This is a genomic window from Pseudaminobacter sp. Soil_N_29, assembly GCF_057656055.1.
The window spans coordinates 12,538-28,243 of the sequence record NZ_JBDGLC010000002.1; the positions used below are offsets into that span (position 1 = coordinate 12,538).

The 15,706-nt window shown below is 64.3% G+C and carries 11 protein-coding genes; 5 read left to right on the forward strand and 6 right to left on the reverse strand.

Going from position 1 to position 15,706, the window contains the following annotated elements; all coding sequences use genetic code 11:
• Positions 1 to 131: 131 nt before the first annotated feature.
• Positions 132 to 1,358, forward strand: a complete 1,227-nt coding sequence (locus AC3A4H_RS06110) for a UbiH/UbiF family hydroxylase (RefSeq protein ID WP_487765912.1) — start codon at positions 132 to 134, stop codon at positions 1,356 to 1,358.
• 217 nt (positions 1,359 to 1,575) lie between these two features.
• Positions 1,576 to 1,899 (forward strand): heat shock protein HspQ, encoded by a 324-nt coding sequence (gene hspQ / locus AC3A4H_RS06115; RefSeq protein ID WP_487766338.1) that lies wholly within the window; start codon positions 1,576 to 1,578, stop codon positions 1,897 to 1,899.
• A gap of 78 nt (positions 1,900 to 1,977) precedes the next feature.
• Here hspQ and AC3A4H_RS06120 read toward each other — a convergent pair whose 3' ends face one another.
• On the reverse strand, positions 1,978 to 2,598 hold the full coding sequence (locus tag AC3A4H_RS06120; protein ID WP_487765913.1) for an invasion associated locus B family protein: 621 nt from the start codon (positions 2,596 to 2,598) through the stop codon (positions 1,978 to 1,980).
• A gap of 237 nt (positions 2,599 to 2,835) precedes the next feature.
• Here AC3A4H_RS06120 and AC3A4H_RS06125 point away from each other — a divergent pair, with 237 nt between their 5' ends.
• Both AC3A4H_RS06125 and AC3A4H_RS06130 read left to right on the forward strand, forming a co-directional pair.
• Positions 2,836 to 4,653, forward strand: coding sequence for an extracellular solute-binding protein (locus AC3A4H_RS06125; RefSeq protein WP_487765914.1), 1,818 nt, complete (start codon positions 2,836 to 2,838; stop codon positions 4,651 to 4,653).
• Positions 4,654 to 4,683: 30 nt separating this feature from the next.
• Positions 4,684 to 5,367 (forward strand): DsbA family oxidoreductase, encoded by a 684-nt coding sequence (locus AC3A4H_RS06130; RefSeq protein WP_487765915.1) that lies wholly within the window; start codon positions 4,684 to 4,686, stop codon positions 5,365 to 5,367.
• A gap of 116 nt (positions 5,368 to 5,483) precedes the next feature.
• On the opposite strand, the gene mfd is transcribed toward AC3A4H_RS06130, so the two are convergent.
• Positions 5,484 to 8,981, reverse strand: coding sequence for a transcription-repair coupling factor (gene mfd / locus AC3A4H_RS06135; protein ID WP_487765916.1), 3,498 nt, complete (start codon positions 8,979 to 8,981; stop codon positions 5,484 to 5,486).
• Position 8,982: 1 nt separating this feature from the next.
• Positions 8,983 to 9,270 (reverse strand): FAD assembly factor SdhE, encoded by a 288-nt coding sequence (locus tag AC3A4H_RS06140; RefSeq protein WP_348777701.1) that lies wholly within the window; start codon positions 9,268 to 9,270, stop codon positions 8,983 to 8,985.
• Between the two features lie 93 nt (positions 9,271 to 9,363).
• On the opposite strand from AC3A4H_RS06140, the gene recG reads away from it, so the two are divergent.
• Positions 9,364 to 11,472, forward strand: a complete 2,109-nt coding sequence (gene recG, locus AC3A4H_RS06145; RefSeq protein WP_487765917.1) for an ATP-dependent DNA helicase RecG — start codon at positions 9,364 to 9,366, stop codon at positions 11,470 to 11,472.
• On the opposite strand, the gene AC3A4H_RS06150 is transcribed toward recG, so the two are convergent.
• The 3 genes from AC3A4H_RS06150 to glmU form a co-directional block, all read right to left on the reverse strand.
• Positions 11,424 to 12,152, reverse strand: a complete 729-nt coding sequence (locus AC3A4H_RS06150; RefSeq protein ID WP_487765918.1) for a DUF502 domain-containing protein — start codon at positions 12,150 to 12,152, stop codon at positions 11,424 to 11,426. The genes recG and AC3A4H_RS06150 overlap by 49 nt on opposite strands.
• A gap of 117 nt (positions 12,153 to 12,269) precedes the next feature.
• Positions 12,270 to 14,093, reverse strand: coding sequence for a glutamine--fructose-6-phosphate transaminase (isomerizing) (glmS, locus tag AC3A4H_RS06155; protein ID WP_487765919.1), 1,824 nt, complete (start codon positions 14,091 to 14,093; stop codon positions 12,270 to 12,272).
• Positions 14,094 to 14,253: 160 nt separating this feature from the next.
• Positions 14,254 to 15,603 carry a bifunctional UDP-N-acetylglucosamine diphosphorylase/glucosamine-1-phosphate N-acetyltransferase GlmU gene (gene glmU, locus AC3A4H_RS06160; RefSeq protein ID WP_487765920.1) on the reverse strand — a complete coding sequence of 450 codons (1,350 nt, stop codon included), beginning with the start codon at positions 15,601 to 15,603 and terminating at the stop codon, positions 14,254 to 14,256.
• Positions 15,604 to 15,706 lie beyond the last annotated feature (103 nt).

Below are 15,706 nucleotides of genomic sequence, written 5' to 3' on the forward strand. Positions count from 1 at the left end.
AGCCTTCCGGATTTCCGTTCATGATCGACCGTTGGGCTGAAACGCCACGTTGATCAATAGGATAGGCCTATCCTATATGAAAGGGACAGCCGGATTTGCATCCGGTGCCGGAAATGCAAAGAGGTTTTGCTTTGGGTGGCGAAAGAACAGCCGAAATCCTGGTCGCGGGAACCGGCCCAGCGGGGCTGATCGCCGCATTGGCGTTTGCGAAGGCGGGTTTCTCCGTCGACCTCGTCGGCCCGGCTGCCAACAGCCAGGATCGCCGCACGACGGCGCTTATGGTCCCTGCCCTGAAGTTTCTGGACAGCCTCGGCGTTCTGGCATCGCTGGAGCACAGAGCCGCACCGCTGCGCGCCATGCGCATCGTTGATGCCACTCAGCGGCTGATCCGCAGCCCGGTCGTCACCTTCTATGCAAGCGAGATCGGCGAGCCCTATTTCGGCCTCAACATTCCCAACAGCATCCTGAACGAAGCGCTGGAGACGGCTGTTTCCTCTCATCGAGAGATCGTCTGGCATCGCAGCCTCGTCGAGCGTTGGGAGCTTGAGCCGCATCAGGTGCGTGCGCTGCTGGCGGACGGAACGGAAATCAACGCCGCACTTGCCGTTGCCGCCGACGGGCGACTGTCGCCGGCGCGGGAAGCCGCAGGCATTTCGACCTCCACTCACCCCTATCCGCAGGCCGCGCTGGTGCTCAATTTTGCCCACACGCGCGAACATGGCTTTACCTCGACTGAGTTCCACACCGAAACCGGCCCCTTCACCCAGGTGCCCCTGCCCGGCAATCGCTCCAGTCTCGTATGGGTAGTGAGACCCGAGACGGCCGAAGAACTCGTGAAACTGGACGACGAAACGCTGTCGATGCGTGCCGAAGAGCGCATGCAATCGATGCTGGGACGTGTGACGGTCGAGCCTGGCCGGCAGGTCTATCCGCTTTCGGCGATACTGCCGCGCCGCTTCGCCCAGAACCGGGTAGCGCTTGTCGGCGAGGCAGCCCATGTCTTCCCGCCTATCGGGGCCCAGGGGCTCAATCTCGGCATCAGGGATGTCCAGCAACTGGTGGAGATCGTCGCTTCAAGTCGTGCGGACCCGGGGGCGCCCGCACCCTTGGCTGCCTATGACAGGCAGCGCCGGCCGGACATTCTGGCGCGCAGCGGCGCGGTGGGGCTGCTGAACCAGTCGCTGCTCTCAAACCTGCTGCCGGCCCAGCTGCTGCGCAGCGCAGGGCTTAGCGTGCTTGGCGGATTTGCGCCGCTTCGCGCCCTTTTCATGCGCGAGGGCCTGAAGCCCGGCAGCGGCTTCTCGGCGCTGGGATCTCTTTTCAAGCCGGGTTTCCCTCCGCGCCCGGGTGCGCATTAGAGAAACCTGCTTGACCTTGGCTCACCGGCACCAGGCTGTGGTGACGTTCGATTTGCACCGTCACCGCTAAATCGTTGTTTTCCCATGAGCCTCACGCGGGATTGAATTGCTGAAAGCGTTGGTCCAAATATCCTGAAGGAGTTCTTTCTTCGGTGGCCGCCGAATGCGGTCATGGGGCCTGCGTGAATGCAAGGCCAGGATTTTGGACGTGACTGAAATGAAGACGGCGAAATTTGCTATCGGCCAGGTGGTGCGCCACCGTCTGTTCCCGTTCAGGGGCGTGGTCTTCGATGTCGACCCGCAGTTCAACAACACGGAGGAATGGTACGAGGCCATTCCCGCCGAACTCAGGCCCAGCAAGGACCAGCCCTATTACCACCTGCTCGCGGAGAACGACGAGACGGAATACATCGCCTATGTCTCGGAGCAGAATCTGCTTGCCGACCACTCGGGCGAGCCGATGCGGCATCCTCAGCTTGCCGATCTGTTCGAAACCACCGCCGACGGTCATTATGCGCCGAAGGGACAGGCTCGCCACTGAAAGACCCGCCTGCAGCAATCTGATGGAAACAAAAAAGCGGGGCCGAAGCCCCGCTTTTTCATTAACCTGTCTTGACGATCAGTTGGCGGTCTTCGCCTTTTCCTGCTCTTCCTTGAGCTTCTTGGCGAAGTCCTCGTTGTTCTTGCTGACGAACTCCTGGAGCTTCTTCTGGCGCTCCTCGAGGTCGGACTGCTGCAGCGGCGCGCCGTCATAGGCGCCGGTGAAGCCCTGCAGGGAAACCTTGACCGGGTTCTGCTGGTTCTGGAAGTTGACCGAGGTCAAGGTGAGCTCAGAGCCCTTCTTGAACGAGCCAACCAGCTGGTCGGTGAGCGGCGCTTCGGCAACGCAACGGTCCGGGAAGCAGATCACGTAGTCGAGCTTCTGCGCCTTGCCGCCGTCGATCTGGAGGCCGATGCCGGGAGGCACCAGGCGGCCGGTGGGAACCGTGACCTGGAATACCTTGCGGTTCACCTTGCCCTTGAGCTCGATGAGGCTGATGCCGGTCACCAGCTGGCCGGAGGCGGCGGTTGAGATATGCTGGACGTTACAGATGTCGACGTCTTCCTGCTTGGAACAGGCCTTGAACCAACCCTGTGGAATTTGCTGCGCTGCGGCCGGCGCCAGCCCTGCGGCGAGCATGCCGACCACGCCTGCAGCCATAACCGAAAGACGTGCAGCGTCGGTTTTGAGGCTCGTCATCTATCTCAATCCTCTCAAATGATCCCGGGACCGGCTTGCTTGCCGTCGCCAACGCTACCTGTTGCGCAAATGCGGCGACAGCATGACTTTGACGGCGGTGTTACACCGGGCAGCGTTGCGAATCCAGCCCCGCTGCATGCGATTATTGGCGTCTGTCCCAACTAAACTCACAATAGTGTCGTCATGGTAGATTCCTTCTCGAATCGTCACCGAAAAGTTTGCCTTGGGATCCCCGTGATGCGCCGCATGATTTTCTCGCTCTGTACCGCCGCAGCCATCCTGTCGAACGGCGGCGGGGCCTCTGCCGAACCGGTTCATGCGATCGCAATGCAGGGCGAACCCGCGCTGAAGGACGGTTTCCGAAGCTTTCCCTATGCAAATCCGGACGCGCCGAAAGGCGGCAGCGTGACCTATTGCGTGGTCGGCACCTTCGACAATCTCAACCCGTTCATCATCAAGAGCCTGCGCACCACCGCGCGCGGCATGATCGACACCATCTACGGCAACCTGGTGTTCGAGCCGCTGATGCAGCGCAGCGCCGATGAGGCGTTCTCTCTTTATGGGCTGCTTGCCGAATCGCTCGATATCTCGCCCGACCGAAAGGTTGCCGAATTCCATATCAATCCGAACGCCAACTGGTCGGACGGGCAGCCGGTGACGGCGGACGACGTGGTGTTCACCTATGAGGTCTATACCGAAAAGGGCCGCCCGCCCTACAGCGACCGCATGAAGAAAATCGCCAAGCTGGAAAAGACCGGCGAGCGCAGCGTGCGTTTCACCTTCAATGAGAACGCCGACCGCGAGTTTCCGCTGATCGTGGCGATGACGCCCATCATCCCGAAGCACGCCTTCAACAAGGAAACCTTCGATCAGACCACGCTGAAGCCGCTGATCGGCAGCGGGCCATACCGGGTAGCTCAGGTGGTGCCGGGGCAGAGGATCGTCTTCGAGCGCAACCCTGACTATTGGGCGAAGGACCTGCCCTCCAAGCGCGGCTTCGACAATTTCGACCGCGTCACCATCGAATACTTCCTAAACGCCAATTCGCAGTTCGAAGCTTTCAAGAAAGGCATCTGCGCGCTTTACGAGGAGAACGATCCGGTCAAGCGGGAACGCAACCTCGACTTTCCAGCAATGCGCGAAGGCAAGGTGGTGACCGAGGTCTTCGAAAACGGACTGCCGCCGGTCGTCACCGGCTTCCTGTTCAACACGCGGCTGCAGAAATTCGCCGATGTGCGCGTGCGCCGCGCACTGGCCATGCTTTACGATTTCGAATGGGCCAACAAGAACCTCTTTAACAGCCAGTTCAAGCGCACGGCGAGCTACTGGCAGAACTCCGAGCTTTCCGCTTTGGGCAAGCCGGCCAGCGAAGCTGAACGCGCGCTGCTGGCGCCCTACTCCGGCATGGTGTTGCCCGAGGTGATGGACGGCACCTACCGTCCCGCTGAAACGGACGGCTCCGGTCACGACCGCGCCCCGCTGAAGACGGCGCTGGACCTGCTGAAGAGCGCGGGCTATCGCATCGAGAACGGCAAGCTGCTCGATCCGCAAGGCCAGCCCTTCAGCTTCGAAATCCTCACTTCCTCCCAGAGCGAGGAGCGGCTGGCGGCCCTCTACCAGCGCACGCTGGCCAAGATCGGTATCGGGGTGAACATCCGCGCCCTCGAGGCCGACCAGATCCAGATGCGCAAGCAGCGCTTCGACTTCGACGTGCTGATCGGCTCCACCGGCTTTCTGGGCACGCTGTCGCCGGGCATAGAGCTTACCTTCCGCTGGGGTTCGGAATCGGCAAACACGGAAGGATCGTTCAACCTGGCCGGCGTGGCCGAGCCCGCAATCGATGCGATGATCGAGGCGATGCTGAATGCCCGCGACAAGGACGCCTATGTGGCCGCAGTGCGTGCGCTCGACCGGCTGCTGATATCCGGGGCCTATATCGTGCCGATGCAATACGACAACCGGCAGTACCTCTCCTATTGGAGCCAACTGGCGCATCCTGCCAAGACACCGGTGTTCGGCTATCAGCTTCCCACCTGGTGGCATAAGCAACCCTGAGCCGGCATGGCCGACAGAAAGGAGCCCGCGATGAGCGGCCCGAAGCAATCCATCACCGTCGACGTGGTGTCGGACGTGGTCTGCCCCTGGTGCTTCATCGGCCAGAAGCGGCTCGACAAGGCTGTCGCCGCAGTGCCGGAGGTGGATGTCGAGATCCGCTGGCGTCCGTTTCAGCTCGATCCGACCATTCCGCCGCAAGGCCGGGACCGCAGGCAATATATGCTGGCCAAGTTCGGCAGCGAGGAGCGCCTGCGCGAAATCCACGCCAATGTCGGGCAGGTCGGCAAGGCCGAGGACATCGATTTCGATTTCGGAGCCATCGAGGTTTCCCCCAACACGCTGGATGCGCACCGTGTGCTGCGCTGGGCGGCTTCGAACGGTGCCGAGGTTCAGGGCCGCCTCGCCCGACGGCTGTTCCAGCTTTACTTTGAGGAAGGCAAAAATATCGGCGACCACGCCGTGCTTGTGGAGGCCGCGCGCGAAGCCGGAATGGATGCGCCGGTGGTGGAAGCCATGCTGGCGACCGACGCCGACCGAGACGCGGTCGCCAACGAGGCGGCGACGGCTTCGCACATGGGCGTCACGGGCGTTCCCTGCTTCCTGTTCGAAGGCAAATATGCCGTGATGGGAGCGCAGGACAGCGAGGTGCTGGCCGATGCGATCCGCCAGATCGCCGCCGCGAAGGCGCGCGGGGAACTGGAGCCGGTGCAGTAGGGCGCTGGCGTTCCCTCCCCCTTGAGGGGAGGGTCGAACCGCGTAGCGGATCGCGGTGGGGTCGTTGCGGCAGCGCGCGGCATGGACCCTCCCGGGCGCGGCTGCGTTGACAGCTATCAGGCTGCCTTTTCGACCAGCCGCGCAAGCTGCGTCATGACCACGGCCGAGCCGGCAAGGCGCTTTTCGGCGCTCGGCCAGTCGCGGATGAAGACCACGCTTTGATCCGGCCTGATCTTGGCCAGCGAGCCCTGTTCGCCGATGTATTTCACCAAGCCAGCCGGGTTCGAGAACTCGCGCTTGCGGAAGTGGATGACCACGCCCTTGGGGCCAGCGTCCAGCTTCTCGACATTGGCCTTGCGGCACAGGGCCTTGATGAACACGATCTTCAACAGATGCTGGACCTCTTCCGGCAGCGGTCCGAAGCGATCGATAAGCTCGGCGGCGAAGGCGTCGATCTCTTCCGGCGAATCGAGGTCGGCGAGGCGCCGGTAGAGCGCCAGCCTGAGCTGGAGGTCCGGCACATAGCCTTCCGGGATCATCACCGCCGTGCCGACAGTGATCTGCGGCGACCAGCCGCCGTCGAGCACTTCCCCGGTGCCGCGGATCTCGGCCACCGCCTCCTCCAGCATCTGCTGGTAGAGCTCGAAGCCGACTTCCTTGATGTGGCCGGACTGCTCCTCGCCGAGCAGGTTGCCGGCACCGCGAATGTCGAGATCGTGGCTGGCGAGCTGGAAGCCGGCGCCCAGCGTGTCGAGCGACTGAAGCACCTTCAGGCGCCGTTCGGCCGTGTCGGTGAGCTTTCTGTTCGCCGGCAGGGTGAACAGCGCATAGGCGCGCAACTTCGAACGGCCGACGCGGCCGCGAAGCTGGTAGAGCTGGGCCAGGCCGAACATGTCGGCACGGTGCACGATGAGCGTGTTGGCAGTGGGGATGTCGAGGCCGGATTCCACGATGGTCGTCGACAAAAGCACGTCGTACTGGCCGTCGTAGAAGGCGTTCATGATGTCGTCGAGCTCGCCGGCCGGCATCTGGCCGTGGGCTGTCGCGACCTTCAGCTCCGGCACCGATTCTTCCAGGAACTGGCGGACATCGGCGAGATCGGAAATGCGCGGCACGACATAGAAACTCTGGCCGCCGCGATAGCGTTCCCGAAGCAGTGTCTCGCGCACCACCAGGGGATCGAAGGGCGAAATGAAGGTGCGCACCGCCATGCGGTCGACCGGCGGCGTGGCGATGAGCGAAAGCTCGCGCACGCCGGTGAGTGCAAGCTGCAGCGTGCGCGGGATGGGCGTTGCCGAAAGCGTCAACACATGCACATCGCTCTTCAGCTCCTTCAGGCGCTCCTTGTGCTTGACGCCGAAATGCTGCTCCTCGTCGATGATCAGCAGGCCGAGGTTCTTGAAGGAGATGGTGGAGCCGAGCAGCGCATGCGTGCCGACGACGATGTCGACCGTGCCTTCGGCGACGGCCCTCTTGGTTTCGGCCAGTTCTTTCGAGCCGACCATGCGCGAGGCCTGACGCACCACCACGGGCAGGCCGGCGAAGCGCTGCGCAAACGTCTTGTAGTGCTGGCGGGCAAGCAGCGTGGTGGGCACCACGACTGCAACCTGGAAGCCTTCCATGGCGGCGAGGAAGGCCGCGCGCAACGCCACCTCGGTCTTGCCGAAGCCGACGTCGCCGCAGACCAGGCGGTCCATCGGCTTGCCGGCCGACAAGTCGTCCATGACGGAATCGATGGCGCGCTGCTGGTCGTCCGTTTCCTCGTAGGGGAAGCGGGCGGCGAATTCGCCATAGACGCCGTCCGGCGGGTTGATGGCAGGCGCGGCACGCATCTGGCGCTCTGCAGCGAGCTTGATGAGCTGGCCTGCCATTTCGAGCAGCCGGCGCTTGAGCTTGGCCTTACGCGCCTGCCAGGCACCGCCGCCCAGCTTGTCGAGCGTGGCTTCGGCCGAATCCGAGCCGTAGCGCGAGAGCAGCTCGATGTTTTCCACCGGCAGGAACAGCCGGTCGTCGCCGGCATAGTGGATTTCGAGGCAATCGTGCGGCGCGCCAGCCGCCTCGATGGTGCGCAGGCCGATGAAACGGCCGATGCCGTGGTCGGCGTGGACGACGATGTCGCCGGCCGAAAGCGCGGCCGCCTCCGCGATGAACTCCGACGGGCGCTTGCGCTTCTTCGAGCGGCGCACGAGGCGGTCGCCCAGTATGTCCTGTTCGGCTACGACGACGAATTCGTCGGTTTCAAAGCCCGCCTCGAGCGGCAGCACCGCCATGCCGGCCTGCCCGGCGCCAAGGTTCTTGACGTCGGCCAGGATGGCGACCGGCTTGAGGTTGCCGAGATGGTGCTCGGTGAGGATCTGCGAAAGGCGGTCGAGCGAGCCTTCGGTCCAGCCCGCGATCACCACGCGCCGCTTGGCCGCGCGCAGGTCGCCGATATATTTGACCACTTCTTCGAAGACATTGACGTTCGGGTCGGCGCGCTCGAGCTCGAAGCCGCGCGCGGGCCTGGCGCCGGCGTGCAGCAGCTTGCGACCGCCTGTCTCCGGCGTGTCGAAGGGCGTGAACTCGATGGCCATGCGATCGGGCAGCGCGGCGGCCACGTCGTCGGGCGACAGATACATTTCGGCCGGCGGCACCGGCTTGTAGGGCACGGCATCCTTCATCGCGCCGCTGGCGGGATGGCGACGGGCCTCGTAGTAGTCGAGGATCAGCGTGTGGCGCTCGCCCAGCGCCTCCCGCGCCAAATGGTCGAATACCACCGGCGCCGTGGGCAGATAGTCGAAGATGGTTTCCAGCCGCTCGTAGTAGAAGGGCAGCCAGTGCTCCATGCCGGCAAAGCGGCGGCCTTCGCTGACGGCTGCGTAGAGCCCGTCGTCACGCGAGGGCGCGCCGAAGGCTTCGATATATTTGCGGCGGAAGCGGCTGATGGCCTCGGGCGTAAGCGCCACCTCGCTCATGGCCTGCAGCGTCAGCGCCGTGCGCTGGCCGGTGGTGCGCTGGGTGGCGACGTCGAAGGCGCGGATCGATTCCAGCGTGTCGCCGAAGAAGTCGAGCCGCAGCGCTTCCGGTGCGCCGGGGGCAAACAGGTCCAGGATGCCGCCGCGCACGGCGAATTCGCCGACCTCGCGAACGGTGGCGACGCGGTCGAAGCCGGAATTCTCCAGCCGCCCGATCAGCGCGTTCATGTCGACCTGATTGCCCGGGCGGGCATGGAAGGTCTGCGCCTCGATGGCCGAGGCCGGCGGGATGCGCTGCAACAGCGCGTTGGCCGTGGTGAGGATGACTGCGCGGTGCGGTTGCCTGGCAAGAGAGGCCATGGCGGCCATTGCGTCGAGGCGGCGGGCGGCGGCATCGGCGCCCGGCGAGACGCGATCGTAGGGCAGGCAGTCCCAGGCCGGGAATCCCAGCACCGGCAGGTCGGGCGCGGCGAAGGCGAGCGCATCGAGGATGGCGGGAAGGCGCTGGCCGTCGCGGGCCACGAAGATGACCGGGCCGTCCGGCGCCGTTTCCAGAGCCGCCGTGACCAGCGCGAAGGCCTCATAGCCATCGGCCACCCCGTCGACGATGAACTGGCCGACGCCTTCCTTGGGCAGGCCGATTTTCCTGATCAGGGTCATCCTAAAAGCTCTTGGACCGGCTAGAGGCCAGGATCTTGCGGTAGATCGCGCTGTCGACGGCCGGCGGAACGGGCTGCTCGCCGGTGATCCAGGAGAGCAGGTCGACGTCGTTCAGCTCAAGCAGCGTCTCGTATTCGTCCAGTTCGGCGTCGGACAGGGCGTCGATGGTGGTGTCGGCGAAATGGCCGAGAATCAGGTCCATCTCGCGCGTGCCGCGATGCCAGGATCGGAAAAGAAGCTTGCGCCGACGCGTGTCCAGCCCCTCAGTCGATCGTGTCGTGCCCATGATGAACCTTTTCCTCTGTGCCGAGCGGCGCATATAGCGTGGATGACGCGGCCTGTCAGCCTTGCGCATGGTCGCGGGGCGCATAAGCTGGCGGCCATGCGCCCTTCCCTTCTCGACCCGCTGTTCGTGCCGATCACTTCGCTTGCCGGGGTTGGGCCGAAGATTGCTGACCTGATCGCCAAGGTGGTGCCGGCCGACATTTCGGACCGACCCGCGCGGGCTGGCGACCTGATCTTCACGCTGCCCAATTCGGTGATCGACCGCCGTAACCGGCCCGGCATCGCGCTGGCGCCCGGCGGCGCGATCGTGACGCTCGACGTGACCGTGGACCGCCACCAGCCGGCGCCGCCCGGCAACAAATCGGTGCCCTACCGGGTCTATGCCTTCGACGACACCGGCGAGATTGCGCTGACCTTCTTCCGCGCCAACACCGCATGGCTTGAGCGCGCGCTGCCGGTGGGCGAGGAGGTGACCGTCAGCGGCCGGATGGAATGGTTCAACGGCCGCCCGAGCATGGTGCATCCCGATCATATCGCCCTCGCCGCTGAAGCCGGCAACCTGCCGTTGGTCGAGCCGGTCTATCCGCTCACCGCCGGGCTTTCCGGCAAGGTGCTGCGCCGCGCCATCGGACAGGCGCTGGAACGGGTGCCCGAACTGCCGGAATGGCAGGATGCGGAGGTGATGCGGCGGCAGACCTTTCCCCCGCTGCGCGAGGCCTTGAGCCGCATCCACAATCCGGCCGATCCTATCGACGTCTCGCCCGACAGCACGGCGTGGCGGCGGCTGGCCTATGACGAATTCCTGGCGGGCCAGATTTCGCTGGCGCTGGTGCGGGCCACCGTACGCAAGCTTTCGGGCCGGCCGCTGACCGGCGACGGCAGGCTGATCGCTGCAATCAAGCGCGCCCTGCCCTATGAACTGACCGGATCGCAGACGCAGGCGCTGGCCGAGATAGACGCAGACCTGCAGAAGCCCGAGCGCATGCTGCGGCTGCTGCAGGGCGATGTCGGCTCCGGCAAGACGGTGGTGGCGCTTCTGGCCATGGCGCGCGCGGTGGAGGCCGGCGGACAGGCAGCCCTGATGGCGCCGACCGAAATCCTCGCCCGCCAGCATTTTGCAGGGATAGCGCCGCTCGCGGAGAAGGCCGGCATGAGGGTTGCCGTGCTGACCGGCCGCGAAAAGGGCCGCGAGCGCGCCGAGATCCTAGCCGGCCTGGAAAGCGGCGACATCAACATCGTGATGGGCACGCATGCGCTATTCCAGGAGACGGTGCGGTTTCGCGATCTCGCTCTTGCGGTGGTGGACGAACAGCACCGCTTCGGCGTGCACCAACGCCTTGCCATGACCGCCAAAGGCGACGCGCCCGACATGCTGGTGATGACGGCGACCCCGATACCGCGCACGCTGGTGCTGACCGCCTTCGGCGACATGGACGTTTCGCGCCTGACCGAAAAGCCAGTCGGCCGCCAGCCGATCCGCACCATCACGCTGCCGCTGGACCGGCTGGACGAACTAGTCGGGCGCATGCGCGACGCGGTGGCCGATGGGCAGAAGGTCTACTGGATCTGCCCACTGGTGGAGGAATCCGAAGAGATCAAGCTGATGTCGGCGGAGGACCGCTTCGCCTCGCTGAAGCCGGTGTTCGGCAATTCGATTGGCCTCGTGCATGGCCGCATGAAGGGCGCCGAGAAGGATGAGGCGATGCGCGCCTTCAAGGATGGCGAGACGCGCATCCTGATCGCCACGACTGTGATCGAGGTGGGCGTCGACGTGCCGGATGCAACGATCATCGTCATCGAACATGCCGAGCGTTTCGGTCTCGCCCAGCTTCACCAGCTGCGCGGCCGCGTGGGGCGCGGCTCCAAGGCATCGGCCTGCGTGCTGCTCTACAAGGACCCGCTGGGTGAAACCGCCAAGCGGCGGCTGTCCGTGATGCGCGAGACGGAGGACGGCTTCCGCATTTCGGAGGAAGACCTGAAGCTGCGCGGCGAAGGCGAACTGCTAGGCACGCGACAGTCCGGAACGCCGGGATTTCAGGTCGCGCGCATCGAGGCGCACGCCGATCTGCTGGAGATCGCCCGGGACGACGCCCGCCTGCTGCTTACCCGCGACCCGGAACTGAAGTCGGCGCGCGGCGAAGCGGTGCGGACGCTGCTCTATTTGTTCGGGCGCGACGAGGCGGTGCGGCTGTTGCGTGCCGGCTGAGCGACATCGAACTCATTCGGATTGCCGAGCTGCTCCAGGGCCGGGGCGCCCATCTTGGTGACCTTGGCCTTGACCTCCGGTGCGACCAGACCGGCGGAAACGATGAGCTTGGCGCCATCCTCAATGGTCATGTCCAGCAGAACGATGTCGGACTTGCGCACATACATGAGGAAGCCCGTCGTGGGATTGGGCGTGCACGGCATGAAGACGCCCACCATCGGGTCGTCTTCAACATCGAGCTTCTCGTTGATCTCCGAGTATTTCTCGCCAGCGACGAAAACCAGCGACCACACGCCCTTGCGCGGATACTCGACGAGGCCGACGGTGCGAAACATTTCGTTCTTGTTGGACAACACCGTTTCGAAGATCTGCTTCAGTGCCCGATAGACGCCGCGCACCAGCGGCATGCGGTCGAGCAGCCTTTCGCTGATCGAAATGAGGGTGCGGCCGATGATGTTGGCCGTGAGAAAGCCGACAAGCGTTATCAGCAGCAGCGCGATGATGAGGCCAAAGCCAGGCACCGCAAACGGCAGATAGTAGTCGGGGTTGTAGCGGCTCGGGAGATAGGGTTTTACCCAGGAATCGACCCAGCCGACGAATGACCACGCCAGATAGACCGTGATTGCCAGGGGCGCAGTCACGATGAAGCCGGTCAGAAAATAGTTCCGCAGACGCGCCATGTTGATTCCGGTGTCGAGGGTTTGCCTTTCGAGGCGCATGCGCGCCGCCAGCCCCGTCCATATAATGCAGGAGCCGCCCGAAAGGATACCGGAATGTTCTGGTCGGTTTTTGGCCGACTACTCCACCGTGACCGACTTTGCGAGGTTGCGCGGCTGGTCGACGTCGGTGCCCATGAACACGGCGGTGTAGTAGGCCAGCATCTGGATGGGCAGCGCGTAGATGATCGGGGTGATGATTTCCGGCACGTCCGGCAGCACGATGGTCTCGAGCGTGTCGAGCGAGGCCTGCTCGGCACCCTTACGGTCGGTGATCAGGATGATCTTGCCACCGCGCGCCGCCACTTCCTGCATATTCGAGACCGTTTTCTCGAAAATGCGGTCGTGCGGGGCAATCACGATCACCGGCATGTTTTCGTCGATCAGCGCGATGGGCCCGTGCTTCAGCTCGCCGGCGGCATAGCCCTCGGCGTGGATATAGGAGATTTCCTTGAGCTTGAGCGCGCCTTCCATGGCGAGCGGAAAATTGGTGTCGCGACCGAGATAAAGCACGTGGCGGTAGTGCGAAAGCTCACGCGCCACCTTCTCGATCTGCTGGTCGAGCTTCAATACCTGGTTGGCATAGCGCGGGGCTTCGGAAAGCGCGCGCACCAGCGCCTTTTCCTCATCCGGCGAGACCGTGCCACGCGCCACGCCGGCGCGCACGGCCAGCGAGGCGAGCACCGAAAGCTGGCAGGTGAAGGCCTTGGTAGAGGCGACGCCGATTTCCGGGCCGGCAAGCGTGGGCAGAACCACGTCCGATTCGCGCGCGATGGTGGATTCGCGCACGTTGACGATGGCGCCGATGGGCACGCCCGCCTTGCGGCAGTAGCGCAGCGAGGCCAGCGTGTCGGCGGTTTCGCCCGACTGCGAAATGAAGATCGCCGCGCTGTTCTTCGAGATCGGCATCTCGCGATAGCGGAACTCGGAGGCGATATCGATGTCGACCGGCAGGCGCGCGATGCGCTCGAACCAGTATTTTCCGACCACGCCGCTAAGATAGGCGGTGCCGCAGGCTGAAATCGCCAGGCGGTCGATCTTGGCGAAGTCGAACGGCAGGTCGAGCTCCCTGGAGGCGCCGGCGGTGAAATCCAGGTAGTTGGCGAGCGTGTGGGAGATGACCTCCGGCTGCTCGTGGATTTCCTTCTCCATGAAGTGGCGGTGGTTGCCCTTGTCGACCATGAACGCGGTGCCGAGCGACTGCTGGCGCCGGCGCTCGACCGGATTGCCCTCCATGTCGAAGATGCTGACCGAATCGCGGCGCACCACGGCCCAGTCGCCATCCTCCAGATAGGTGACGGAATTGGTGAAGGGCGCGAGCGCGATGGCGTCGGAGCCGAGGAACATTTCGCCCTCGCCATGGCCGACGGCCAGCGGCGGGCCGCTGCGGGCGCCGACGATGAGGTCCTCGTCGCCGCGGAACATGATGGCCAACGCGAACGCGCCCTCAAGCCTCTTCAGCGTCTGGTGGGCCGCCTCGATCGGCGTGGCGCCACGGGAAAGAGCGCGGGAGACGAGGTGCGCCACCACTTCCGTGTCGGTCTGCGAGGAGAACGCGTAGCCATCGGCGATCAGCTCGCTGCGCAATTCCGCAAAATTCTCGATGATGCCGTTGTGGACCACGGCGACGTCCTCGGAGAAATGCGGGTGGGCGTTGGTTTCATTGGGAACGCCGTGGGTGGCCCAGCGCGTGTGGCCGATGCCGATGCTGCCTTCCAAAGGCTCGGCGTTCAGTCGCCGTTCGAGGTTGATCAGCTTGCCCTCGGCGCGGCGGCGAGCCAACTGGCCGCGCTCGATGGTGGCGACGCCGGCCGAGTCGTAGCCGCGATACTCAAGCCGCTTCAGCGCATCGACGATCAGCGGCGCGACCGCACCCTGGCCGACAATTGCAACGATTCCGCACATATGTCCGGCCCCCGATTCCCGTCAAAACTGCCCCCGGCTATCTAGTTGCTGCGGCCGAAGGGCGGAAGTCACATTGCATTTCGTTTCATGACAGCCGAAACGGCTGGAAAAACAAACCACTGCAGACTGCACCGGCTGCAGGACAATAAGTCCGAAGCCGTTACTTCTTTGCTGCGCTGGCCCGCCGATCGCGCAGCTCCCTCGCCTTTTCCGGCAGCGTCTTCTGCCGCGCACGGCCGAAGGCGAGCGCATCGTCAGGCACGCTTTCGGTGACGACGCTACCCGAGGCGATATAGGCCCGCTCGCCGATGGAGAGGGGCGCGACCAGCGACGAGTTGGAGCCGATGAAGGCGCCGGCACCGATATCGGTAAAGAACTTCGAATAGCCGTCATAGTTGCATGTGATGGTGCCGGCGCCGATATTTGCGCCCGCGCCAACGCGCGCATCGCCGATATAGGTCAGGTGATTGACCTTGGCGCCCACTTCGACGGTGGCCTTCTTGATTTCGCAGAAATTGCCGACCTTCGACTTTTCCTTCAGATCCGCACCAGGCCGCAGGCGCGCAAAGGGGCCGATTTCGGCACGCGGACCGATGCTGGCGCCCTCGAGGTGGGAGAAGGCGTGGATGATGGCGCCGCTGGCAATACGGACGCCGGTGCCGAAATAGACGTTCGGCTCGATGAGCACGTCTGGCTCGACCTGGGTGTCGTGCGAGAAGAACACCGTTTCGGGCGCGAGCATGGTGACGCCGGAGAGCATGACCTCGCGGCGCTTGCGCTGCTGCCAGATCGCCTCGGCCTGCGCGAGTTCGGCGCGGTTGTTGATGCCGAGCGCGTTCTCGAAACTGGCTTCCGTGGCCACGATCTTCAGCCCCGCCTTGCGGCCGATCTCGACAATGTCGGTGAGATAGTACTCGCCCTTGGCGTTGTCGTTCTTTACGGCATCCAGCAGCGCCAGCGCATGCTTGCCGGAAATCGCCATCAGGCCGCTGTTGCAGAAGGTGATCTTGTGCTCTTCGTCGGTGCAGTCCTTTTCCTCGCGGATAGCCTGCAGCGCGCCGTCCTGCTCGATCAGGCGGCCGTAGCCGGTGGGCTCGTCGGTGCGAAAGCCGAGCACGACGACGGCAGCGCCCTCGGCCAGCTTCTCGCGGGCGTGCAGGAGTGCGGCAGGATCGATCAGCGGCGTGTCGCCGAACATGACGAGGATGTCGTCATAGCCGCGCGCGATGGCCTCACGGGCCGAAAGAACGGCATGGGCGGTGCCAAGCCGCTCTTCCTGGACAAAAGTTTCCGCGCCGGGCGCAAAAGACGCCGCCGCCTCGCGCATCTGCTCTGCGCCATAGCCGATGACCAATGCGAGGTCGCCGCCGCCCGCGGCGGCCGCTGCTCTGGCGACATGGGCGACCATGGGCAGGCCGGCGATTTTATGGAGCACCTTGGGCAGCGCGCTCTTCATGCGCGTGCCTTCGCCGGCGGCAAGGATGATCGACAGGCAGGAACGTGCGGTCATGGCGTATTCCGGAAGCGAAAGGGAAGAGTCGGCACAGTTCTAGAGCACGAAGCCGAACAATGCGAAAGGGTTTTGCTGCCCCGCGCGGTCACACTCGGCTACG